26 protein-coding genes are annotated in these 22,577 nt (G+C 65.7%); 16 read left to right on the top strand and 10 right to left on the bottom strand.

The features are described 5' to 3' along the window. Window positions 1–85: 85 nt before the first annotated feature. From ACO07D_RS03640 to ACO07D_RS03630, 3 genes are all read left to right on the top strand, one after another. Window positions 86–400, top strand: coding sequence for a DUF2834 domain-containing protein (locus tag ACO07D_RS03640; protein WP_421701593.1), 315 nt, complete (start codon window positions 86–88; stop codon window positions 398–400). A 249-nt stretch (window positions 401–649) separates the two neighbouring features. Further along, entirely contained in the window at window positions 650–1,915 is a 1,266-nt protein-coding gene (lysA, locus tag ACO07D_RS03635) for a diaminopimelate decarboxylase (protein ID WP_421701592.1), read from the top strand. 17 nt (window positions 1,916–1,932) lie between these two features. Then, on the top strand, window positions 1,933–4,452 hold the full coding sequence (locus ACO07D_RS03630) for a TIGR02302 family protein (protein ID WP_421701591.1): 2,520 nt from the start codon (window positions 1,933–1,935) through the stop codon (window positions 4,450–4,452). An 82-nt stretch (window positions 4,453–4,534) separates the two neighbouring features. Here ACO07D_RS03630 and ACO07D_RS03625 read toward each other — a convergent pair whose 3' ends face one another. Beyond that, window positions 4,535–4,903, bottom strand: a complete 369-nt coding sequence (locus tag ACO07D_RS03625; protein WP_421701590.1) for a hypothetical protein — start codon at window positions 4,901–4,903, stop codon at window positions 4,535–4,537. Window positions 4,904–5,056: 153 nt separating this feature from the next. Continuing rightward, window positions 5,057–5,926 (bottom strand): zinc-ribbon domain-containing protein, encoded by an 870-nt coding sequence (locus ACO07D_RS03620; protein ID WP_421701589.1) that lies wholly within the window; start codon window positions 5,924–5,926, stop codon window positions 5,057–5,059. Window positions 5,927–6,097: 171 nt separating this feature from the next. Between ACO07D_RS03620 and ACO07D_RS03615 the strand changes: the two genes are divergently transcribed. From ACO07D_RS03615 to ACO07D_RS03590, 6 genes are read left to right on the top strand one after another with little or no spacing between them, the layout of a single operon-like run. Further along, window positions 6,098–6,769, top strand: coding sequence for a cell division ATP-binding protein FtsE (locus ACO07D_RS03615; protein WP_421701588.1), 672 nt, complete (start codon window positions 6,098–6,100; stop codon window positions 6,767–6,769). Beyond that, the gene (locus ACO07D_RS03610; RefSeq protein ID WP_421701587.1) at window positions 6,766–7,671 is read left to right on the top strand and encodes a cell division protein FtsX; all 906 of its coding nucleotides are present in this window, start codon (window positions 6,766–6,768) and stop codon (window positions 7,669–7,671) included. Before ACO07D_RS03615 ends, ACO07D_RS03610 begins: the two co-directional genes overlap by 4 nt. After that, window positions 7,671–8,411 (top strand): lysophospholipid acyltransferase family protein, encoded by a 741-nt coding sequence (locus tag ACO07D_RS03605; RefSeq protein ID WP_421701585.1) that lies wholly within the window; start codon window positions 7,671–7,673, stop codon window positions 8,409–8,411. The genes ACO07D_RS03610 and ACO07D_RS03605 overlap by 1 nt, the downstream gene beginning before the upstream one ends. Then, window positions 8,389–8,991: a pyridoxamine 5'-phosphate oxidase family protein gene (locus tag ACO07D_RS03600; RefSeq protein ID WP_421701584.1), complete on the top strand. Its 603-nt coding sequence runs from the start codon at window positions 8,389–8,391 to the stop codon at window positions 8,989–8,991. The genes ACO07D_RS03605 and ACO07D_RS03600 overlap by 23 nt, the downstream gene beginning before the upstream one ends. A gap of 2 nt (window positions 8,992–8,993) precedes the next feature. Then, window positions 8,994–9,491 (top strand): HAD family hydrolase, encoded by a 498-nt coding sequence (locus ACO07D_RS03595; RefSeq protein ID WP_421701583.1) that lies wholly within the window; start codon window positions 8,994–8,996, stop codon window positions 9,489–9,491. Further along, entirely contained in the window at window positions 9,452–9,601 is a 150-nt protein-coding gene (locus ACO07D_RS03590; protein WP_421701582.1) for a hypothetical protein, read from the top strand. The genes ACO07D_RS03595 and ACO07D_RS03590 overlap by 40 nt, the downstream gene beginning before the upstream one ends. A gap of 70 nt (window positions 9,602–9,671) precedes the next feature. Here the strand turns inward: ACO07D_RS03590 and ACO07D_RS03585 are convergent, their stop codons facing one another. Then, window positions 9,672–10,637 carry an acetyl-CoA carboxylase carboxyltransferase subunit alpha gene (locus tag ACO07D_RS03585; RefSeq protein WP_421701581.1) on the bottom strand — a complete coding sequence of 322 codons (966 nt, stop codon included), beginning with the start codon at window positions 10,635–10,637 and terminating at the stop codon, window positions 9,672–9,674. A gap of 81 nt (window positions 10,638–10,718) precedes the next feature. Then, window positions 10,719–11,330, bottom strand: a complete 612-nt coding sequence (locus tag ACO07D_RS03580) for a class I SAM-dependent methyltransferase (protein WP_421701580.1) — start codon at window positions 11,328–11,330, stop codon at window positions 10,719–10,721. A gap of 369 nt (window positions 11,331–11,699) precedes the next feature. Between ACO07D_RS03580 and ACO07D_RS03575 the strand changes: the two genes are divergently transcribed. Further along, window positions 11,700–12,539 (top strand): AraC family transcriptional regulator, encoded by an 840-nt coding sequence (locus ACO07D_RS03575; RefSeq protein WP_421701579.1) that lies wholly within the window; start codon window positions 11,700–11,702, stop codon window positions 12,537–12,539. Window positions 12,540–12,607: 68 nt separating this feature from the next. Here the strand turns inward: ACO07D_RS03575 and ACO07D_RS03570 are convergent, their stop codons facing one another. Beyond that, the gene (locus ACO07D_RS03570; RefSeq protein WP_421701578.1) at window positions 12,608–13,060 is read right to left on the bottom strand and encodes a hypothetical protein; all 453 of its coding nucleotides are present in this window, start codon (window positions 13,058–13,060) and stop codon (window positions 12,608–12,610) included. Between the two features lie 197 nt (window positions 13,061–13,257). Here ACO07D_RS03570 and ACO07D_RS03565 point away from each other — a divergent pair, with 197 nt between their 5' ends. Next, a complete protein-coding gene (locus ACO07D_RS03565; protein ID WP_421701577.1) occupies window positions 13,258–14,127 on the top strand; it encodes a DMT family transporter in 870 nt (289 codons plus the stop codon). Between the two features lie 84 nt (window positions 14,128–14,211). On the opposite strand, the gene ACO07D_RS03560 is transcribed toward ACO07D_RS03565, so the two are convergent. Next, complete coding sequence (locus tag ACO07D_RS03560) at window positions 14,212–15,171, bottom strand: L-malyl-CoA/beta-methylmalyl-CoA lyase (RefSeq protein ID WP_421701576.1); 960 nt, start codon at window positions 15,169–15,171, stop codon at window positions 14,212–14,214. Window positions 15,172–15,360: 189 nt separating this feature from the next. On the opposite strand from ACO07D_RS03560, the gene ACO07D_RS03555 reads away from it, so the two are divergent. From ACO07D_RS03555 to dgcA, 3 genes are all read left to right on the top strand, one after another. Beyond that, on the top strand, window positions 15,361–16,602 hold the full coding sequence (locus ACO07D_RS03555) for an MFS transporter (RefSeq protein ID WP_421701575.1): 1,242 nt from the start codon (window positions 15,361–15,363) through the stop codon (window positions 16,600–16,602). A 164-nt stretch (window positions 16,603–16,766) separates the two neighbouring features. After that, entirely contained in the window at window positions 16,767–17,768 is a 1,002-nt protein-coding gene (dgcN, locus tag ACO07D_RS03550; RefSeq protein WP_421701574.1) for an N-acetyltransferase DgcN, read from the top strand. A gap of 78 nt (window positions 17,769–17,846) precedes the next feature. Continuing rightward, complete coding sequence (gene dgcA / locus ACO07D_RS03545) at window positions 17,847–18,812, top strand: N-acetyl-D-Glu racemase DgcA (RefSeq protein ID WP_421701573.1); 966 nt, start codon at window positions 17,847–17,849, stop codon at window positions 18,810–18,812. A 53-nt stretch (window positions 18,813–18,865) separates the two neighbouring features. Here dgcA and ACO07D_RS03540 read toward each other — a convergent pair whose 3' ends face one another. Then, entirely contained in the window at window positions 18,866–19,312 is a 447-nt protein-coding gene (locus ACO07D_RS03540; RefSeq protein ID WP_421701572.1) for a DMT family transporter, read from the bottom strand. A 110-nt stretch (window positions 19,313–19,422) separates the two neighbouring features. On the opposite strand from ACO07D_RS03540, the gene ACO07D_RS03535 reads away from it, so the two are divergent. Together ACO07D_RS03535 and ACO07D_RS03530 are read left to right on the top strand one after the other, a co-directional pair. Beyond that, a complete protein-coding gene (locus ACO07D_RS03535) occupies window positions 19,423–20,118 on the top strand; it encodes a hypothetical protein (protein ID WP_421701571.1) in 696 nt (231 codons plus the stop codon). 58 nt (window positions 20,119–20,176) lie between these two features. Then, complete coding sequence (locus tag ACO07D_RS03530) at window positions 20,177–21,031, top strand: D-amino-acid transaminase (protein WP_421701570.1); 855 nt, start codon at window positions 20,177–20,179, stop codon at window positions 21,029–21,031. Window positions 21,032–21,089: 58 nt separating this feature from the next. Here the strand turns inward: ACO07D_RS03530 and ACO07D_RS03525 are convergent, their stop codons facing one another. From ACO07D_RS03525 to ACO07D_RS03515, 3 genes are all read right to left on the bottom strand, one after another. Continuing rightward, window positions 21,090–21,500: a hypothetical protein gene (locus ACO07D_RS03525; RefSeq protein ID WP_421701569.1), complete on the bottom strand. Its 411-nt coding sequence runs from the start codon at window positions 21,498–21,500 to the stop codon at window positions 21,090–21,092. Next, window positions 21,484–22,119: a DUF5671 domain-containing protein gene (locus tag ACO07D_RS03520; protein ID WP_421701568.1), complete on the bottom strand. Its 636-nt coding sequence runs from the start codon at window positions 22,117–22,119 to the stop codon at window positions 21,484–21,486. The genes ACO07D_RS03525 and ACO07D_RS03520 overlap by 17 nt, the downstream gene beginning before the upstream one ends. A 74-nt stretch (window positions 22,120–22,193) precedes the next feature. Next, window positions 22,194–22,577: a hypothetical protein gene (locus ACO07D_RS03515; protein ID WP_421701567.1), complete on the bottom strand. Its 384-nt coding sequence runs from the start codon at window positions 22,575–22,577 to the stop codon at window positions 22,194–22,196.

Raw genomic sequence — 22,577 nt, 5'->3', positions numbered from 1 at the left:
GCCCTGATCCTCTCCTTCCTGGCACTCGCCGCCTGCGGCGCGGATGGTGAACCGATCCCGCCCACCGCAGAAGCGGGCCAATAACATGTCGCCGTTGAGGGTCGCCTATCTGCTTCTGGCCCTCGTCGGTGCCCTCTTGCCGGGGATGCACCTGCTGGACCATTTCGCAACGGCGGGCTGGTCCATCGCCGGGTTGATCGAGGCCTGGCAGGTGAATGCGGCAGGCAAGGCGGCGGCCTGGGATCTGTTGATTTCCGGCGTCGCGCTGACCCTGTGGATCGTCGTCGAAACCTGGGTACGCAAGAACTGGTCCGCGCTCTGGGCCATCCCCGCGACCCTGTTGGTCGGGGTGAGCTGCGGGCTGCCGCTCTATCTGTTTCTCAGGACGCGGCCGGTTTGACGCTTATCACGCGTTAGCGAAGATGACTGTTGGGCACGGCCGCAGGCCGGGCCACGCCCGACCCTCCCCACGGGAGGGCGTTTTTTCGACAATTCAACAAACACTGACGTTTGAGCTTCTTACGTCGGCTCGCACGACAAAACCGTTCCTAAACGCCCACCCAGGGTCGGGCGTGGCCCTTATCGTTTGTTGTGGGCCAATCGGCCTGCTATAGCGCCTTGAACCACAAGACGACAAAGGCCCGGCCCCATGGACCATTTCCTCTATCGCGACGGCATCCTGCATGCCGAGGATGTTGCGCTGACCGATATCGCTGCCCAGGTCGGCACGCCCTTCTATGTCTATTCCACCGCCACGTTGCAGCGCCATTTCGGCCTGTTTACCGAGGCGCTCAGCGGTATGGATCACCTGGTCTGTTTCGCGGTCAAATCGAACTCCAACCTCGCCGTCTTGAAACTGCTGGGCGAGATGGGCGCGGGCATGGACGTGGTGTCGGGCGGCGAATACCGCCGCGCCATTGCCGCCGGTGTGCCGGGCGACCGCATCGTCTTTTCCGGCGTCGGCAAGACCCGCGAGGAGATGCGCCTGGTGCTGACCCAGGGCATTCGCCAGTTCAACCTGGAAAGCGAGCCCGAGATGCGCGCCCTCTCCGAGGTCGCCACCGAGCTGGGCGTTACCGCCCCCGTCACCGTGCGCGTGAACCCGGATGTGGACGCCAAGACCCACGCCAAGATCGCCACCGGCAAGAGCGAGAACAAGTTCGGCATCCCGATCTCCCGCGCCCGCGAGGTCTATGCCGAGATCGCTCGCCTGCCGGGCCTCGATGCGGTCGGCATCGACGTGCATATCGGCAGCCAACTGACCGATCTGGAGCCCTTCCGCCAGGCCTATCTGAAGGTCGCGGACCTGACCCGGCAGCTTCGCGCCGACGGGCATGACATTCGCCGCTTGGACCTGGGTGGCGGGCTTGGCATCCCCTACGAGCGTTCGAATGACGCGCCGCCGCTGCCGATCGAATACGGTCAGGTGATCCGCGAGACCGTGGGCGATCTGGGCTGCGAGATCGAGATCGAACCGGGCCGTCTGATTTCCGGCAATGCCGGGATCATGGTCACCGGCGTGATCTATGTGAAGGAAGGCGAAGGGCGCGATTTCCTCATTGTTGACAGTGCGATGAACGATCTTGTGCGCCCGGCCATGTACGAGGCGCATCACGATATCGTACCGGTCACCGAACCCGAACCGGGTGTGGAACAGGCGCGCTATGACATCGTCGGCCCAATTTGTGAGACCGGCGATACCTTCGCCAAGGCGCGCGACATGGCGCCGCTGAAGGCGGGCGATCTGGTCGCTTTCCGTTCGGCTGGCGCTTACGGCGCGGTCATGGCGTCGGAATACAACTCCCGCCCGCTCATTCCCGAAGTGCTTGTGATGGGGGATCAATTCGCCGTCATTCGCGAACGTCCCACCTATGAAGAGATGTTGGAACGCGATACCATCCCCGCATGGTTGTAACCTTCTGACGGAGGCACATGTCGCGTCCCACCCTGCCAGCTGACGCCACCCGGCGTCTGCGATGGCCCCTGCGCCTGACGGCGGCGGGGATGGTGGTGGAACGTCTGTGGCGGGCCTTCTGGCCCTTGGTCACGGTGTTTCTGGGCGGGCTGGCCGTGCTGGGCTCCGGCCTGCTGAACAGCCTCATTCCCCCCTTCTGGACGGCGCTTGCAGTCGGTCTTGCCGCGCTTGTCGCCTTTGCCTGGGGTGTGCGCCGATTTGCCTGGCCCGCGTGGCCGCAGGTCATGGCGCGGCTCGATGCGACCCTGCCGGGGCAGCCGATTGCCGCCCTTCTGGATGACCAGGCCATTGGCCGCGCGGATGCGGGCTCGCAAGCCGTCTGGGCCGCGCATCAGGCCCGTATGGCGGCGCGACTGGACGGCGCGCGCGCGGTTGAACCGGACCTGCGTGTCGCCGCCGCCGACCCTTATGGTCTGCGTCTTGTCGCCCTTATCGCCGCGATCACGGTGGCCGGGTTCGGCTCCTTCAGCCGCGTCACCGACGTCACCCTGCCCACCGGCCCCGCCGCCCAGGCCGCGCTTCTGGCCAGTTGGGAAGGCTGGATCGAGCCGCCCGCCTATACCGGCAAGCCCAGCCTTTATCTGAACGACCAGCCCGCAGGCCCGCTTGCCGTGCCCACCGGCAGCCGCGTCACCCTGCGCCTTTATGGTCAACAGGGTGTGCTGGGCGTGACCCAGGACGTGGCCGAAGCGCCGATTGAAGAGGGCATTCCTTTCGAGGTCACCCAGAACGGCGCGCTGGAGGTCACCGGCCCCGGTGGCCGCGCCTGGCGCATCACCGCCATCGGCGACGTGCCCCCCGCCGTGCGCCCCGAGGGCTCGCTGGAACGCGCCCTGGACGGCACGATGAGCCAGGCGTTTGTCGCCACCGACGACTATGGCGTGGTGGCAGGCCGGGCCGAGTTCACGTTGAACATGGAGGCGCTTGACCGTCGACATGGGCTGGCCGTGGACCCGGAGCCGCGCGATCCCATCGTGGTCGACCTGCCCATGCCGTTCCGCGGCGACCGCGCCCTGATCGAAGAGGTGCTGCACGAGAACTTCATGCAGCATCCTTGGGCCGAGATGCCGGTCGCCATGCAGCTGATCGTCGAGGACGCGGCTGGGCAGATGGCGCAGTCTGAGACGCAGGAGATCATCCTGCCCGGCCGTCGTTTCCTGAACCCGCTGGCCCATGCGCTGATCGAACAGCGCCGCGACCTGCTCTGGACCCGCGTGAATGGCCCCCGGGTGGCCCAGGTATTGCGCGCGATTGGCTATAATGCGGATGAGGATATTTTCCCCAGTGTCGGTCACTACCTGAAACTGCGCCTGGCGATCCGGGAGTTGGAGGCCGCCATGGCCCCGGAGCTGACCGGTGAGGCGCGCGACCGTATGGCCCAGGTGCTCTGGGACATGGCCGTGGCGATCGAGGAGGGCAGCCTGGGCGACGCCCTGGCCCGGTTGCAACGGGCGCAGGAACGTCTGGCCGAAGCGATGGAACAGGGCGCTTCGCCCGAGGAACTGGCCGAGCTGATGGACGAGCTGCGCGAGGCGATGCGCGACTACATGAACCAGTTGGCCCAGCAGCAGCCACAGGGCGAACAGCCGCCACCCGGCGACAACATGATGACCATGACGCCGCAGGACTTGGCCGACATGATGGAGCGCATCGAGGAACTGATGCGCCAGGGCCGTATGGACGAGGCGATGGCCGCGCTCGAAATGCTGCGCCAGTTGATGGAGAACATGCAGGTCACCCAGGGCCAGCCCGGCCAGGGGCAAAGCCCCGGTGAACAGGCGATGCAGGGGTTGCAGGACACGCTGCGCAACCAGCAGGGCCTGTCGGACGAGGCCTTCCGCGATCTTCAGGAACAGGGCGGGGCCTCGTCCTCGGCTGGCGAAAGCGCCGAAAACGAAGGGCGCGACGGTGGCCAGGGCCGTGGCCAGGCCCATAGCGGCGAAGGTGGCGAGGGCGAAGGTTCGGACGGCGAGGATGGCCAGCAGGGCAATCTGGCCGAACGCCAGGGCCAGCTGCGTGACCAACTCGACGCACAGCGGCGCGGCTTGCCCGGCGCGGGCACCGAAGAAGGCCAGGCGGCGCGCGACTCGCTGGGTCGGGCCGGGGAGGCGATGGACGGCGCCGAACAGGCCCTGCGCGAGGGCGATATCGGCGAGGCGCTGGATCGCCAGGCCGAGGCGATGGAGGCCATGCGCGAGGGCATGCGCAACCTCGAAGACGCCATGCGCCAGGAACAGGCCGCGCGCCAGGGGCAGCAGGGCACGGCGGCTGGCGAGCCGGGCCAGGAACGCAATGATCCGCTGGGTCGCGAAGCCGGGGCCGGGGGCATGACCTCCGACCAGGGCCCGCTGGCCGAGGGCGAAGACGTCTACCGCCGCGCCCAGGAACTGATGGAAGACATCCGCCGCCGGTCGGGCGAAGGCGACCGCCCGCAGATCGAATTGGACTACCTGAAACGGCTTCTGGATCAGTTTTGATCGCGGCAGGCGGGCCCAAAACTTTTCTGAAAAGTTTTGCAAAATTCTTCAGAAGAATTTTGGTGTCGGCGCTGGCGGGATCTCAACGCAGACAGGACGGGCCAAGCACCGGATCTTCTGTCCAACGCGCGTTCAAGGCGCGCAGTGCCTTGTGGGGGAAATCAGGCCAGGGATGGTGGCGCCCCTGTAGGCGGGCGCGATCCTTTTGGTAGGACGGTTCCCGCAAAAGGACATGTGGTTTCCATAGGGCCATCATCAATTCGGTGATCAGCCGACGCCGTTTGATGTGGGCATCAAGCAGCAGGGGGGGGTCAGCGTGCACGTCGCGCACCACAAGACGCATGATGTGCTGCTGCGGGTCCGGGGAAACGGAAAGACTGTGACGCCCGGGTTCATCTTCCAGCGTGACTTCCTCCGCCCGATTGTCCAGCACCGCCGCCGCCAGATCCAACAGGCACGCAGGGGGCATCCGTGAACAGCGCGCTTATACGCAGGTCGTGAAGGGTCGCCCCGTCAAAGATGCACAGACTGGACCAGCCATGGCGATGCAGGTGGAACGACAGGTGAATGTCGTCGCGGGGTGGTTCGAGAATAGCCATCGGGCTCAGCCCTCGGCTGCCCCCTGCATTTTGCCGATGGCGCTCTGCAGCAGCCCGTCCAGCGCCATGCGTGCCTTGTCGATCAGGGCGACATAGGCCTCCAGATAGGGCTGAAGTGCCGGGACCGCCTCTCCGAGTTGCGGCGCGTAGGCGTAGAGCAGCGCGATCACTGCCGCCAGCACCAGCATCATCAGGAAGCCACGGCGGAACCCGCCGCGTTTGGAAGGCGCCACGGTGGCATCGGGGGGCAGGTTGCCCGGGTCCACGCCGTCGCCATCCAGGGTCGAGCTGATCTCTTCGATATCCGGCAGAAGGTCGCGACGCGCGCCGCTGTCTTCATCCACCTCGTCGGGCATTTCATCCAGGCCGCGCAGCCGGGCCATGCGTTCCTGCACGGTGCGGCGGCGGGCCTCTTCGGGGTCCACGTCTTCCAATCCCAGATCCGGCTGGCTTTCCAGCTGTTCGTGGTCATGGGCACGTTGCTCCATCTCGAACTCGGCTTCCTGGCGCAGGATGTCGCGCACGCCGTCGTCCAGCGCCTGGGGCGTGGGGGCAGGGGCAAGCTCGGGGTCGGGGGTATCCTCCGGTTCCGGACCGTCGTCCTCCGTGGGGGCATCTTCCGGCTCGTGCGCCGGGTCCGCTGCGGCTTCCATGTCCGAAGACGGCCCGGCCTCGGGCGCTGGCTCCGGCATGGGCTCGGCCTCGGCTACCGACGGCACCGTGCCCAGCTCTTCGGCCAGGTCTGCATCCTGATCCGGGGGACCCTGAAACCAGCCATGTCCGCAATTCGAGCATTGCACATCGCGCCCGGTGTCAGGAATGACCCGGTCGTCCACTTCGTACTGCGCCCCGCAATTCGGGCAAACAAGTCGCATCTCTGCCCCCGTTTCTATGCCTCTTTGGCGTGCCTCACCCGCCTTTTGCCCCGCAGTATGGGCGCAAACAGAAGGAAAATCAAACCTTTGCAACGGGCGCATTGAAACAGGCGGAAAGGTGAGGCAAAACAGTCCCAAGACAGCCCGCATGACCCGCAGCAGAGGCCCCCATTGATCGAGCTTGACGACGTTTCCTACGGCTATGGTGGTGGTACGCTGCTGACCGGGCTGAACCTGACCCTGGCGCCCGGGTCGTTCCATTTCCTGACCGGTCCCAGCGGCGCGGGCAAGACCACGCTGATGAAGCTGTGTTATGGCGAGCTGACCGCGACCAAGGGCGTGGTGAACCTGTTCGGCCAGGACGCCCGCGCGATGACCCGCGACGACGTGGCGACGATCCGCCGCCGGGTGGGGGTGGTGCACCAGGATTGCCAGTTCCTGGACCACATGACCCTGGCCGAAAACGTCGCCCTGCCGCTGACCGTCTCGGGCCGTGCGGTGGATGGCGGCGAGCTGACCGAGCTGTTGAAATGGGTGGGGCTTGAGGCCCAGGCGGGCGCCCATCCGCCGGAACTGTCCGGCGGCGAACGACAGCGCGCGGCGCTGGCCCGCGCCGTGATCATGTCGCCCGAGGTGATCCTGGCCGACGAGCCCACCGGCAATGTCGACTGGGAGATGTCGCTGCGCCTTCTGACCCTTCTGGTGGAGCTCAACCGCATGGGCAAGACCGTGCTGATTGCCACCCATGACATGCACCTGATCCGTTCGGCCAAGGCACAGGTGCAGGCGCGGGTGTTGCGTATTTCGGATCAACAATTGCAAGCGGCGGGGGCGGATCTGTGAACAAGCTCCTGTCGAAATCCCTGCATTTCCTGGGCGGTGACGCCCAATCCGACCGCGTCGTGCCGCCCACCGGCTTTACCGCGCGCCTGACCACCTTTGCCGCAGCCGCCATGGCGTTTTTGACCGTCTTTGCCCTGGCCCTGTCGCTGGCCACCGGGCGGCTGGCGGACCGCTGGGGCGCCGAGCTGGGCAAAAGCTCGACCATTCGCGTCTCGGCCCCCGAAGGGCAGATCGACGCGCAGGTTCTGGCGGTGATGGAGGTGCTGGTCACCACCCCCGGCGTCAAGGACGCGCGCCCCCTGTCGGACGAGGAACAGTTCGCCCTGCTGGAACCCTGGTTCGGCCCCGACCTGCCGCTGGATACCTTGCCGATCCCGCGTCTGATCGAGGTGATCGAGGAAGGCGAGGGCTATGACGCCGAGGGCCTGCGCGCCCGTCTCGCGGGCGAGGCCCCGGGCGCGGTACTGGACGACCATAGCCGTTGGCGCGAACCGCTTGTGAATGCGGCCAAACGCCTGCGCGCGCTGGGGCTTCTGTCGATCCTGCTGATCGCGGCCACCACCGGGGTGATGATCACGCTTGCCGCTTCTGCTGCGCTCAACGCCAACGCCCAGGTGATCCGCGTCTTGCGCCTCGTCGGCGCCCGCGACGCCTATATCGCCCGCGCCTTCGTGCGCCGCTATACCCTGCGCGCCCTGGCCGGGGCCGGTGTCGGCACGCTTTTGGGGATGGGCGCGGTCGCCGCGCTGCCCTCGGCGGATGCCGCCGGCGGTTTCCTGACCGGGTTGGGCTTCCAGGGGCTGCACTGGCTCTGGCCGCTCGCCATCCCGCCGCTGGCCGCGCTTGTCGCCTTTGCCGCCACCCGCAACGCCGCCACCACCACCTTGAAGGAGCGCAGCTGATGCGAACCGCCGTGCAATGGGTCTTGTCCCTGATCTTCAATATCCAGATGTACCTGGCCATGGTCGTGCTGGCGCTGGTGTTCACGCCCCTGACGATCTTCGGCCGCCACTGGGCGTTCCGCGCCGTGCACACCTATTGCCGCTACGTGCGTTGGAGCGCGGCCCGCATCGTCGGGCTGCGCAGCGAAATCCGGGGCGAGGTGCCCACCGGCGAGGCCATCATCGCCTCGAAACATCAAAGCTTCTTTGACATCATCATGATCGTCAGCGCGGTGCCCGAGCCGAAGTTCATCATGAAGAAGGAAATCCTCTGGACCCCGATCGTCGGCTATTACGGCAAGGCGCTGGGCTGTATCCCGGTGGATCGCGGCAAGCGCGGCCAGGCGATCAAGAAGATGGTCGCGGATGTGAAATCCGGCGCCTCGGCCTTCGGTCAGCTGATCATCTTTCCCCAGGGCACGCGCGTCGCCGCAGGCGCACAGAAGAAATACAAGATCGGCACCGGCGTGCTCTATTCCGAAACCGGCCGCCCCTGTGTGCCCGCAGCCACCAATGTCGGCGTGTTCTGGAAACGTCACGGCATCATGCGCCACCCGGGCCTGGCAGTGGTCGAGTTCCTGCCCACCATCGAACCGGGCCTGGAAATGGACGCCTTCATGGCCGAGATGGAACAGTCGGTGGAGGTGAACTCCAACCGGTTGATGGAGGAAGCGGGCCTTGACCTATCTGGAAACGCTTGAAGAGCTCGAAGCACTCTACGGAACCCCGGGGGAGGCGAGCCTGGTCAAGGTCGCCCACCAGCTGACGCCCTGCTACCGCCAATGGATCATGGCCAGCCGGTTTTGCGTGCTGACCACCGTGGGGCCGGAAGGCACCGATGGCAGTCCGCGCGGCGATGATGGTCCGGTGGTGTTGGAGCTGGATGACAAGCACCTCGCCCTGCCCGACTGGCGCGGCAACAACCGCATCGACAGCCTGCGCAACATCATTCGCGACCCGCGCGTCTCGCTCATGTTCATGGTGCCGGGATCGAATAACGTGGTGCGGCTGAATGGCGAGGCCCGCCTGAGTGCCGACGATGATCTGCGCAAGCGTTTCGAACGGAACGGCAAGCAGCCCCGCACGGTGATCGTCATCAAGATCGCGGAAATCTACAGCCAATGTGCCCGCGCCGTCATGCGCGCCGATCTCTGGGCGCGCAATGACGCAGACGGCCTGCCGACCGTGGGCGACATGCTGCGCGAAGCCACCTCCGGCAGTTTCGACGGCGAAACATACGACGCCGACTGGCCCGCTCGTGCGGCCAAGTCCATGTGGTGACCATGCAGCGGGTCCTGATGGTGGATGTCGATGGTGTGCTGATCACCGGTCGACCCGAAGACGGCAAATCCTGGGCCACCGACCTGGAAGCCGATCTGGGCGTGCCTCTCGGCCCCTTGCAGGACAGGTTCTTCGCCCCCCACTGGGATGAGATCGTGACGGGTGTGAAACCCTTGCGCCCGACCCTCGACGAAGCCTTGGCCGAGATCAACTCAGGCCTCTCCGTTACCACCTTCCTGGACTACTGGTTCACCCGCGATGCGCGCCGTGACGAGGGGTTGATCAGCGCGCTGCAACGGGCCCGTGCCGACGGGCTGCGGGTGCTGCTCGCCACCAACCAGGAGCCGACGCGCGCGCGGTATCTGTGGGATACCCTGGCCTGTCCGAGGTCGCCGAGGCGCTGCTCTGCTCCGCTGATCTGGGCGTGGCGAAACCGGCACCGGGGTTCTTTGCCGCCGCCATGGCCCACACCGGTGCCCCGGCAGAGGCACATTTTCTGATCGATGATTCAGCCGAGAATGTCACAGGCGCGCGCCGCATGGGCTGGCGAGGTCACGTCTGGTCCGCAGGGGACAGGCTGGAGGACCTGCTTGCGGCAGGGGCCATCTGAGGCGGCGGCGCAGGCCGCCGCCGAGGTATCAAGCGCGCCGAAGGCGCACCATTGGGTCACGCCGGGCGGATTACGCCGCCAGACCCTTCGAGCCCATCTTCAGGAACTTTTCGCGCCGCGCCTTCAACAGCGCATCGCCGTCAGCCTTTTTCATCAGTGCCTTCAGCTCGACTTCCAAGGCGCGGCCCACGGCGGCGATGGTCTCGTTCCGGCCACGCTGCGCGCCGCCCACGGGTTCGGCGATGATCCGGTCGATCACGCCCAGCTCCTTCAGATCCTGTGCGGTCAGGCGCAGCGCCTCGGCGGCCTCGCGCATCTTCTCGGCATCCTTCCACAGGATCGAGGCGCAGCCTTCCGGGCTGATCACCGAATAGATCGAATGTTCCAGCATCATGACGGTGTTGGCGGTGGCCAGCGCCACGGCGCCGCCCGAGCCGCCCTCGCCGATGATCACCGAAATGACCGGGCTCTTCACGTTCAGGCTACGCTCGGTCGCGCGCGCAATCGCCTCGGACTGGCCGCGTTCCTCGGCGCCCTTGCCGGGATAGGCGCCGGGGGTGTCGACCAGGGCCACGATCGGCAGGCCGAAGCGGTCGGCCAGATCCATCAGGCGAATGGCCTTGCGGTAGCCTTCCGGGCGCGCCATGCCGAAGTTGCGTTCGATGCGCGACTTGGTGTCATGGCCCTTTTCCTGGCCCATCACCACCACCGGCACGTCGCCGATCCGGGCCAGGCCGCCCATCACCGCGTGGTCATCGGCAAAGTTCCGGTCGCCGGCCAGCGGGGTATATTCGTCAAACAGCGCCTCGATGTAGTCGCGGCAATGCGGGCGATCCGGGTGACGCGCGACCTGGCATTTGCGCCAGGCGGTCATGTCCGTGTAAAGCTCGCTCAGCAGCGCCTCGGCCTTCTTGTCCAGCGCGGATGCCTCCGCCTCCACATCCATTTCCTCGTTCGCCCGGGCAAGGGCGCGCAGCTCTTCGGCCTTGCCTTCGATCTCGGCCAGGGGTTTTTCGAACTCGAGGTAGTTGGTCATGGGGCACTCCGGCATTTGTCCTGCGCCGATATATGGACCTGACGGCAGGTCAATGCAACTCACCCGTTGTGCTTTGTCGCCTCAAGGACGTAAGGCCCGGTAGCCGCAACTGGTGCGCGATGGCGGACCCTTCGGGTAGCGTTGCAGCTCGATCCCGGCTAGGCCCGCGCCCGTGAGCATCTGGGTGACCTGGGTCGGCCGATAGGCGCGGTGCCCCCAGACCCAGCGCAGAAGCGCGGTGCACCAATGCGGGCGCGAGACCGACAGATAGAGCCGCCCGCCCGGCCGCACCCGGCTGGCCAACCAGGTGACCGCACCCGCCGGGTCGTCCAGATGTTCCACCACATGGGCGCAGAGCACCGCGTCATAGCCCGCCTCGGGCACCGGGGCGCTGCCCAGCCCGCCCCGGATCGCCCGGGCCTCTGACGTCAATGGGGCCAACCGCGTCTGGGCGATCTCCAGCATTTCCGCCACCGGATCCACCAGGTCCAGCCGCTCGGGCGCGGGACGGCCTGCCAGGAAGGCCTCGGCAAAGGCGCCGCTGCCGGTGCCCACGTCCAGCACCCGGTCTGCAGCGGGCGCGCCGCGAAATAGCGCCGCATAGGCCTCCGGGTAGCCCAGTCGGGCCAGCCCCTCCTGCCAGCCCTGGGCGGCTTCGGCGTATTTTCCGATCAGGCTCTGGTTCTTTCCCATGCGCGCAGCCTAGCGGCCTGCGCGCGGTTCGGGCAAGGGCGGCTTGGGCGGGGCGACGGAACCCGCCGCGCCATGCGTACCAGTCCTGTCGCCGTCAAGGAGGTCGCCATGCCCGCTCGTCCCGATCCCGATCCGCACCGCGCCCTCGCTCTGGGAGCAATCATATTGCTGTCCCTGCTGTCCCTGGGGCTCATGGCCACGTCGCAGACCCTCTGGCTTGGCGCCTGACCTGCCCGCACACCCCTCGCCAATTCAGCAAGATTTGTGGCATGTCCAAGGGGCATGACATGAGGGCGATTTGCGACAGGGCGATTTGCGACAGGGCGAATTGGGCAGGCGAATTGGGCAGGGCGAGTTAGGGGAGGCACCATGTCCCACACATATGAAGACCGGCTGATCCGGGTGCTGCATTACATCCACGACCATCCGGATGGTGATCTGTCCCTGGACACTCTGGCCGATGTGGCCGCGATGAGCCGATTTCATTGGCATCGGGTCTACCACGCCATGACCGGCGAGACCTGCGCCCAAACCGTGCGGCGCATGCGCCTGCACCGGGCCGCCGGGCGACTGGTGCGCGAAGACACCCCGGTCGAGCGCATTGCCCACGGCTGCGGCTATGACAACGTCAAGAGCTTTGCCCATGCCTTCCGCTCGACCTATGGCCTGACCCCTGCCGCCTTTCGCAAATCCGGGCGCCTCGATGCGCCCGCCCTGACATTGCGAGAGAAAGGACACCTCATGCATCCCATCGACATCCGTGACATGCCCGCCCGCCAGGTGATCGGCATCCCCCACATCGGCCCCTACATGACCATCGGCAAGGCGTTCGAGGAACTGGGCGCGCGGCTCGCCTCGCGCGGGCTCTTTGCCCAATGCGGCCCGGTGCTGGCGATCTATCGCGACGACCCCTCGGCAGTGCCGGAAGATCAGCTGCGTTCGCTCGCCGGGGCCGAGTGGCGCGGCGCTGACCTGCCCGAGGGTTTCGATCCCGACACCATCCCGGCCAGCCGCGCCGCCGTCATGACCTTCAAGGGCCCCTATGCGCAGATCAAATCGGGCTATGACCAGCTCTATGGCAGCTGGTTGCCGGAGTCGGGCGAAGAGCCCGGCGATGGTCCCTGTTACGAGATCTATCTCAACGACCCGCGCACCACCCCGCCCGAGGAGCTGTTGACCGAAATCTGCCTGCCCCTCGCCCCGCGCTGAGGGTGGCAAGTGAAAACCGCTGGCGGGACGCCCCGCCAGCGGTCATATCTTTGTCGGCGCTGGCGCGGTTACTTGGCGCTTGCCAGCTCGATCAATGCCGCGAACTGCTCCGCTGACAGCACCTCGCGCCAATGGTCGGTGCAGTTCGACCGCATCATGACCATCCTGGTCTCGTTCGCGCCGATCTTCGCGGCCAGGGCCTCGCGGGTCTCGACCGGCGCGCCGTCGATGATCGCCTGGCGCATCTCGGCACGCAGGGCGACGGTTTCGGCCTCCAGCGCCTTGCGATGCGCGGGCATGGAAGCCACCCAGTTCTTCACATCTTCGCGCTGCGCCTCGTACAGGTTCAGCACGTCCATGTTCTTGGCCAGAAGGCCGGTCAGTTGGATGACCGGGCGCGACAGGCCCGAGTTCTGGCCCGTCTTGGCCGGGTTTGACGGGGTCATCTCGGCCAGGGCGGCCCCGCTCAGGCACAGGGCGACGGGCAGGGCGATGGGCAGGGCGAACAGAAAGGGTTTCATGACAGGTTCCTCATGGTTGTGATTTGCGTCCTGAGGTGGGCGTCGTCACGGCCCGCGCCCACTCTGGGGCCGGGACCGGGTGGGGCCATGCGGCCAAGTGACTTGCGACATTCAAGCCGCGCTGATCCGCGCCATCAATTCTTCTGTTTTGACAGGGGCTTGCTCGGGCCCCATGAGGGAGGGCAGAGGAGCCACCGATGGACATTGCCCAAAAGAACCTGTCCGACAACCTGAAGGGCGCGGCCTGGATGGTGGCCGCGATGACCGGGTTTGCGGTCGAGGACATGCTGATCAAGCTGGCCGCCCGGGACATGCCGGTGGGGCAGGTCGTGCTGATCTTCGGCCTGGGTGGCATGGCGGTCTTTGCGGCGCTGACCGCGCGGGCGGGGCAGGGGCTCTGGCACCCGGCGATGGCGTCCCGCGCCATGGCCGCGCGCAGCCTGTCCGAAGTCATTGGGCGGCTTTTCTTTGCGCTGGCCATCACGCTGACGCCGCTCAGCTCCGCTTCGGCAATCCTGCAGGCCACGCCGCTGGTTGTGGCGCTGGGGGCTGTGGTGTTCTTTGGCGAACGGGTCGGCTGGCGGCGCTGGTCGGCGATCTTCATCGGCTTCGGCGGAGTGCTGATGATCCTGCGCCCCGGTCTGGACGGGTTCGAGGCGCTGTCGATCCTGGCCGTGGTGGCCATGTTGGGATTTGCCGGCCGCGACCTGGGCTCGCGCGCGGCGCCCCCGGGCATGTCCAACCTGCAATTGGGCGTGCTGGGCTTTGCCATGCTGGCGATATCCGGCGCGGTGATCCTCGCGGTGTCGGGCGGCGCGGTGATGCCTTCGATCGGCGGCTGGGCGGTGCTGGCCGCGATCATCGCCATCGGTGTCTTTGCCTATAACGCTCTGACCAAGGCGATGCGCACGGGGGAGATCAGCGTGGTCGCGCCGTTCAGGTACTCGCGCCTGATCATCGCCATGGTGCTGGCGGTGGCCGTGTTCGGCGAACGTCCCGACCTCTGGACCCTCGCGGGCAGCGTGGTGATCGTTCTTTCCGGATTGGTCCTGATCAAGCGCAGCTGAGCGGTGTCGCTTGCGCGACGCTTGAAAAGCACCGCCCCGAGAGGGCGGTGCCGTTCGGTGCGTGGGGCGAGGGAAGGCCCCCGGTCAGCTGTTCGCGATCAGCTCGGCCTGGGCGACGATGACCTCGGCCTGTTTGATGCTTGCGATGTCGACCAGGCGGCCCTTGTAGACGGTGGCGCCTTCGCCGTTGGCCTTGGCCTGTTCCATCGCGGCGAGGATCTCGCGCGCCTCGGCCACGGCTTCGTCCGAGGGGGTGAAGACCTCGTTCGCCAGCGCGATCTGCTTCGGGTGGATCGCCCATTTGCCGACCATGCCCAGGGTGGCCGAGCGTTTCGCCTGAGCGATATAGCCCTCGTCATCCGAGAAATCGCCGAACGGCCCGTCGACCGGCAGCACGCCATGGGTGCGGCAGGCGGCGACGATGGCGGCCTGGGCCCAGTGCCAGGGGTCGGACCAGTGCTTTTCGCCCTCGCGCAGCATGTAGTAGTTTTCCTGCGTGCCGCCGATGCCGGTGGTCTGCATGCCCATTGAGGCCGCAAAATCGGCGGCACCCAGCGACATGGCGGCCATGCGCGGGGAGGCGGCGGCGATTTCCTCGACATGGGCGATGCCCGCGGCCGACTCGATGATCACCTCGAAAGTGATCGGCTTCACGCGGCCCTTGGCGCGTTCGATCGCGGTGACCAGGGCGTCGACCGCATAGATATCCTCGGCGCAGCCCACTTTCGGGATCATGATCTGGTCCAGCCGGTCGCCTGCCTGTTCCATCAAGTCGACCACGTCGCGATACCAATAGGGGGTGTCCAGCCCGTTGATGCGCACCGACAGGGTCTTCTTGCCCCAATCCACGGTGTTGATCGCCTCGATCGCATTGGCGCGCGCCATGTCCTTGTCCGACGGCGCGACCGAGTCTTCCAGGTCGATGTTGATCACGTCCGCAGCCGATGCGGCCATCTTGGCAAAGAGTTTCGTGTTCGAGGCCGGGCCAAACAGCTGGCAGCGGTTCGGGCGGGCCGGGGCGGCGGGTTGGATGCGGAAGGACATGGGCTCTCCTTGCAAGAAAATTCCGTTTACGTTGCGTCCTGCGATATTAAATTGCGCGCCCGCCCGCAAGGAAATTCTGCACCCGCAAAGAGAAACGCCGCGTCGCAGAAGATTTCCGCCGGGGTCCGGAAACGACATCGCGTCGGAAACAGAGGCGCAGCCGCGCGCGCCCCGCCGTAGCCGGGAAGGATGAGACGCGCATTTCTGGACAACTGGGCCCTGTTCCTGGGCATGACCTTCCTGATGGTGGCCAACGGTTTGCTGGTCACGCTCCTGACCGTGCGGGGGGCCGGGTTGGGGTTTTCGGACCTGACGATCTCGCTCATGCAGGCCTGTTATCCCGCCGGGGCGCTTCTGGGCACGGCGCTGGCGCCGCGGCTGGTCGATCAGGTCGGACACATCCGCGCCTTCTCCGCCCTGGCCTCGCTGGTGTCCATCGCGGCGATCCTGCATCTGCTGACCACGGATGCCTGGGTCTGGGGCGGTATGCGCTTTCTGTCCGGGGTCTGTTACCCGGGTATGTATGTGATCACCGAAAGCTGGTTGAACGCGAAATCCACCAACCGGATCCGCGCGCAGGTGCTGTCGATCTACTATATCATCTGGCAGGCGGGCCCGGCCTTGGGCACGGCCATGGTGGCGCTGCCGGATCCGTCGGGCAATGTGCTGTTCGGTGTGGTATCGATCCTGATCTCGCTGTCGATCGTGCCGTTGCTTCTGTCGAACAACAAGGCGCCCGACTACGAAGTGCCCGACCGTATGCCGGTGCGCAGGCTCTATCGCGTCTCGCCCATGGCGGTGATCGGTATCTTCATCAATGCCATCGGCGTGGTGGCCTGGTTCATCACCCTGCCGCTTTACGGCTTGTCGCTAGGGATGAGTGCCGCGCAGGCCTCGGGGCTGCTGGTGGTGGCGATGCTGTCCGGGGCGGCGGTGCAATACCCGGTCGGCTGGCTGTCGGACCGCACCGACCGGCGGTTGGTGATCCTGGGGCTGAGCGTGCTGTCCGCGCTCGCGAGTCTGTGGATGCTGGTCGATACCTCGCCCGCGCGGGTCACGCTGGGCTTTGCGCTGATCGCGGCGACCAGCCTGCCGATCTATTCGCTTTGCGCGGCGCATGCGAATGACCAGCTGAAACCGGGGCAGGTGGTGGCCGCGGCGGGCGCCATGCTGTTTCTGTTGAATGTGGGCCAGGTGATCGGCACGCTGATCGGCCCGAACCTCCTGTCGCTCTGGGACGGGCGCGGGCTGCCCGCGCTGCTCCTGGTCTGTTCGCTTGCCGTTGCCCTTGTCGCCGTGGCCCGCCGCGTGCGCGAAGAGGCCCCCGAGGACACCGGCACGCTGCAGGCCTGGGGCGGGGGTGTCGCGCCACAACCTGGCGTTTTTCAGGCCGAGGCGTGGGTATCTGACGAAGAATCGCGCGAGGAGTGAAGAATCTTGCGCGTGGCTGGCGATTTGACGAAGAAACTCCCAATCACCTGACAGATTGACGCAGCATTTCGTCGGATCGTGGATCGGCGGCGCCCTATCAATGGGTCAACAGGGCTTACGGACCTACTCACCCACACTACAAGACGACACACCTGGAGGCCGCCATGATCAAGACCCCCTACCTGCTGTTCCTGGGCGATGCGCCCGACCAACTTGCCGCGAAAGTGGCCCAGGGCATCAAGGATTGGCGCCCGGACAATGCCGTCGGCCAGTTCCGCATGGAGGGCTGCAAGGCCGATCTGGGCCTGACCGACATGACACTGGCCGAGGCCAAGGCGGCGGGTGCCAAGACGCTGGTCATTGGCGTGGCGAACCGCGGCGGCGTGATCTCGAAGGAATGGAAAAAGGTGCTGGTCATGGCGCTGGAGGAAGGCTTTGACCTCGCCTCGGGCCTGCACAACCTCTTGCGCGATGAACCCGACCTGGTCGCCGTGGCCGAAGCCACCGGCACCGCGCTGCATGACGTGCGCATCCCTGAGGTCGAATATCCGATTGCCAATGGCAAGAAGCGTACCGGCAAGCGCTGCCTGGCCGTGGGCACCGACTGTTCGGTCGGCAAGATGTACACGGCTCTGTGCATGGACGCCGAGATGCGCAAGCGCGGCATGAAATCGACCTTCCGCGCCACCGGCCAGACCGGCATCCTGATTACCGGCGATGGCGTGCCGCTGGACGCGGTGATTGCCGACTTCATGGCCGGTTCGGTCGAATACCTGACCCCGGACAACGATGATGACCACTGGGATCACATCGAAGGACAGGGCTCGCTGTTCCACGTGTCCTATTCCGGTGTGACCATGGCGCTGATCCACGGCGGCCAGCCCGACGCGCTGATCCTGGCCCATGAACCCACCCGCGAGCACATGCGGGGCCTGCCGGAATATCAGCAGCCCTCGCTGGAAGAGCTGCGCGACACCGCGCTGGCGCTGGCGAAGGTTGCGAACCCGGCCTGTCAGGTTGTGGGCATCTCGGTCAACACGCAGCACATGTCGGACGCGGACGCCAAGGCCTACCTGGCCCAGGTCGAGGCTGACATGGGCCTGCCCGCCACCGACCCGTTCCGCTATGGCGCGGGCAAGCTGGTGGACGCGCTGGCCGCCCTGTGATTTGAAAAGACCGGTGGCTGGGGGGCTAGCCCCCCAGACCCCCCAGGATATTTGTGGAAAGATGAAAGGAGGGGGGAGATGCGGATCACTGTAACCCCCGACACGTTCAAGCTGGCGCAGGTCTTTACCATCTCGCGCGGGTCGCGGACCGAGGCGAAGGTTCTGACCGTGCGGATTTCCGACGGAACGCATGAGGGCTGGGGCGAATGCGTGCCCTACGCGCGCTATGATGAAACGCTGGATTCGGTGACCGAGGAAATCCTCTCGCTGCCCGGTGACGTGACCCGGCAGGCGCTCTATGACCTGCTGCCCGCCGGGGCCGCACGGAACGCGGTGGACTGTGCGCTCTGGGATCTGGAGGCCAAGCGCGCGGGCAAGCGGGTGTGGGAGCTCGCGGGGCTCGAAGCACCGGGGCCGGAGATCACCGCCTATACGCTGTCCCTGGCGGAACCGGCCGAGATGCAGGCGCAGGCGGCGAAGAACGCCCATCGGCCGCTGCTCAAGATCAAGCTCGGCACGCCTGATGACATGCCGCGCCTGGAAGCGGTGCGCGCAGGGGCGCCGAAATCGCGCATTATCATCGACGCGAACGAAGGCTGGTCGGCCGAGGTCTATGCCGACCTCGCCCCGCATCTGGTGCGCCTTGGGGTCAGCCTGGTCGAACAGCCGCTGCCCGCGGGCGAGGATGAGGCCCTGATCGGCATGGACCGCCCGGTGCCCGTCTGCGCCGACGAAAGCGCCCATGATCGCGCCAGCCTGCCCGGGCTGCGCGGCAAGTATGACGTGGTGAACATCAAGCTCGACAAGACCGGCGGGTTGACCGAGGCGCTGGCCTTGAAGGCGGCGGCATTGGCCGAGGGCTATGACGTCATGGTCGGTTGCATGGTCGGCTCGTCGCTGGCAATGGCGCCTGCCACGCTGGTCGCACAAGGGGTGGTGGTGACCGATCTGGACGGGCCGCTGCTGCTCGCTGAAGATCGCGACCGACCGCTGGTCTTCGACGAGGCCGGGGTGCATCCGCCGACCGCGGCGCTCTGGGGTTAATGAGTGCAATCCGAAAAGTGGAAACCGGTTTTCGGATCAAATTGCGCGTTGAATCATGCTCTCCCGGCAATCTGGGTCAGGAATACGCCCGCCGCCATAACCCCGATGCCGCCCGCGCGCGCCCAGGTCAGCGGATGATGGGCCGCGCCGAATAGGCCGAAATGGTCGATGATCGCGGCAGATATCAGCTGGCCGATGAGGACGAAGAACACCGCGTTGCCGACGCCGAATGTGGGTGCGACCCAGGTGATCGTCAGCACGTAAAACGCCACCAGCGTGCCCGCCAAGAACAGGTGCGGGGGCGCCGACAAAGCGCCTTTCAGCGAGGCGCCGGAGACAAGGAACACGACCGAGGTCGTCGCCAGCGCGACCAGAAACAGGATCACCCCGGCGGCCACCGGCGAGCCCAACCGCTGCCCCAGGGCCGCGTTCAAGGCGGCCAGAACCGGAATGCCGATGCCCGCGGCCAGCATGATCAGGGCAGAGTTGGTCGAGGTCATGTCGGTTCCTATCGGCAATCGTTTGGAGTATTCGAGTTGGTCATGTTACCGGGCATTGTTAGCCGCGCAAGGGGGGCGATGAGTTGGGATTGGGAATAACTGTCGGGGTCTTGGCCGACCTGGCCCGGAATGATCCGGCGGCAATCGGCCAGCTGCGCAAAGAACTTGCGGTCACGAATGCCGTTCTGAGCGAAAACGGCCTCCCGGAGCACCAAGAGCCGTCGTCCTGCGACACCTGGAGCGCGGACGGTTATGGCTACTCGGGGCTGCATGGGTTGAGAGCGGTTGCGGGATTGGTCTGGCAGGGTAAGGACGTGCCTCGTGACCGGGTGCTGGACGGGCCAGGTGAAGGGCTGGATCAAGCCTTGTTCGCAGAAATCCTTGCGCACATCTACCCGGCCAGACCATCCCTTCTGCAACGGCTGTTGAGGCGGGGCGCAACACAAGAGCAGCCAACGCCGCCCTTTGCCCATCTCGTCGCGCATTCCGATGCGCAGGGCATCTATGTGCCGATAAGCTTCGAACTGCCCTTGGTGCCAGCACAAATGGACGATGCCTTTGGGTACCTTTGGCCACTTGGGTCCGTGCCTGCCCTGCAGGCCGAACTTACGCAGCTGGCCAAGCTGTTGGATGTGCCGGATGATTTGCTGAGCACGGATGACGCAATGGCTGAGCTGTTGGAACAGGGCGGTCGCCCGGATGGGGGGCTCTGGCAAGCCCAACCGATAGCGACCTACAGTCTTTTGATCCTGCGCGAAGCTTGCGCGCATTCCATGAAAACCGGGGCGGCCATCTGCTTTGGTTGATCGGCACCCGAAACCCGACTATGCCCATGCCCGGGCGTCAATGAGGAAAGGAACCACCATGAGCCGCATCGTTTACGTGAACGGAGAGTACCTGCCGGAAGGGGAGGCGAAGATCTCGATCTTCGACCGCGGCTTCCTGTTTGCCGATGGCGTCTACGAGGTGACCTCGGTGCTGGACGGAAAGCTGATCGATTTCGACGGCCATGCGGTGCGGCTGGAACGTTCGCTGAACGAGCTGGGCATGCCGAATCCGATCTCCAAGGAAGACCTGCTGGAGGTGCACCGCAAGCTGGTCGCCGACAACGGGATCGTTGAGGGTCTGGTCTATCTGCAGATCACCCGTGGCGCGCCTTCGGATCGCGATTTCGTCTTCCCGGATCCCGAGACCACCAAGCCCACCATCGTCCTGTTCACCCAGAACAAACCGGGCCTGGCCGCCAATGTGAACCCGGTCAAAGTGATCAGCGTCGATGACATCCGCTGGGGTCGCCGCGACATCAAGACGGTGCAGCTCTTGTACCCGTCGATGGGCAAGATGATGGCCAAGTCCGCCGGTGCCGATGACGCCTGGCTGGTCGAGGATGGCTATGTGACCGAGGGCACCTCGAACAACGCCTATATCGTCAAGGACGGCAAGATCATCACCCGCGCCCTGTCCAACGACATCCTGCACGGCATTACCCGCGCCGCCGTGCTGCGTTTCGCCAAGGAAGCGCAGATGGAGGTGGTCGAACGCTCCTTCACCATCGAGGAAGCTCAGCAGGCTGATGAGGCCTTCTTTACCTCGGCTTCGGCCTTCGTCATGCCGGTGGTCGAGATCGACGGCGCCCAGCTGGGTGATGGTCAGCCCGGCCCGGTCATGACCCGCCTGCGCGAGATCTATCTGGAAGAAAGCCTGAAAAAGGCGGTCTGACCCCGCCCGTCAGGTCGAAACGGAAACCCCGCGCTGTCCGGCGCGGGGTTTTGTGTTTTCAGGGGCGGTATCTGTAGCGCACGCAATCGCTTTGGGCGTGGTATTCCCCGGCGTAAGGCCAACGCCCGTCGCGGAAATCTTCGGGCAGTTCGAGATGCGGGCAGAGATGATACTCTCTTGAATTCAGCCGCTCGTACCGGATGGGTGTGCCGGAAAAGGGGTCGTGCAAGACATCCAGCGCGGCGCAGTCGTCATGTGCTTCAAGGCTACTGGGAAGGGACTGGTCGTTATCGTTGGCCAGGCATTTCACCAGGCTTCGAACCTCTTCCAGTGCGGTGATGCGGGTCTGGTCGCGCTGTTCGGCCTTGCCACGCGCCGGGCCGCCGGTCAGGGCCAGCCCCGCGACCACGGCGACGACGGCCAGACCGGCAATGGCGCCCGGAAGGATCATGTCACGCGGCATCGTCATCCCTCCCCACCTGGTCGCGGAAATAGACGAAGATCGCGCCTGCCACCGCCGCCAGCACGCCGGACTTCAGCGTGATCTGCAGCGTCAGGTCGCCGTCCAACAGGCGATAGATCAGGTGGACAAGGTCGCCGAGGATGGTCGTGGCCGCGAGGAACATGGCGATATAGCCCAGCCATTTGCGCACCGGCGAGCGGCGCTTGCCCGGCGCGCGGGCCACGTCGCGGCTGACCCGGGTGTGCAGCCACAGAAACAGCGGCGTGGTGACAATGAGGGACGCGATCGAGAACCGCATCATGTCCCGCTCCCAGCCCTGGAACTTGTCGCCCGCCTTGGGCACCAGCACATCGATGGCCTGGAACAAGAGGCTGCCCACATGCCAGGCGGTCCAGCCAAGCGCGCCGAAGAGCAGCAGGTAGAAGAACGCCTCGCGCGCCGAAAGCTGCGGGCGCGGGCGCGGGATCGGTGGAGTAAAGGGGCTGTCGACCCAGGCCGCCAGCGCCTCGTCCACTTCGTTCCCGGCCCAGCCTGCCTCGGTCAGGGCCTGTGAAATCTCGTCACGGGACCGGCCCGCTTTCAATGCTTCGCGGGTAAACTCCGCCAATTGATCCGATGGGCGCATGAAACCCTCCTTTGCATCTGCAATGGGGGCAATATGGGATTTGAACGTTGTTCATTCAAGTCCGTGCGGGCAAATCATTCCCCGCGTGACACCGTGGCGCAGCCGGTGGCCGGGTCGAAGCTACCGCGCCCGTACCATTGGTCGACAACCCGTTCGGGTTTCTCGAAATCAGCGCAAACCTCATAGGTCAGCGCGTCGATCTTGCGATAGCCATAGGGGGTGCCGGTGGCCGGATCGGCCAGGCGCGTGTTGCGGCCGCAGTGTTCGAACGGGGCCAGCGCATCAGGCAGGGCGCCGTCGTTCAGATCGGCGGTGCAATAGACAAAACCCGAGAGGTCGCGCAGGTCCGACATGCGGGTTTTGTCGCCGCCGGTGGCCCGACCCATGCCGTTTTGCGCCATCATGAACGCCACAACAACGACCACGCCCAGCACGATGAGGATATTGCGCGGGGTCAT

This window comes from Aliiroseovarius sp. (assembly GCF_965228805.1).
Lineage (GTDB): Bacteria > Pseudomonadota > Alphaproteobacteria > Rhodobacterales > Rhodobacteraceae > JASBTN01.
The sequence above is the reverse complement of the archived record's forward strand: the minus strand, read 5'-3'. Positions and strand labels throughout refer to the sequence as shown.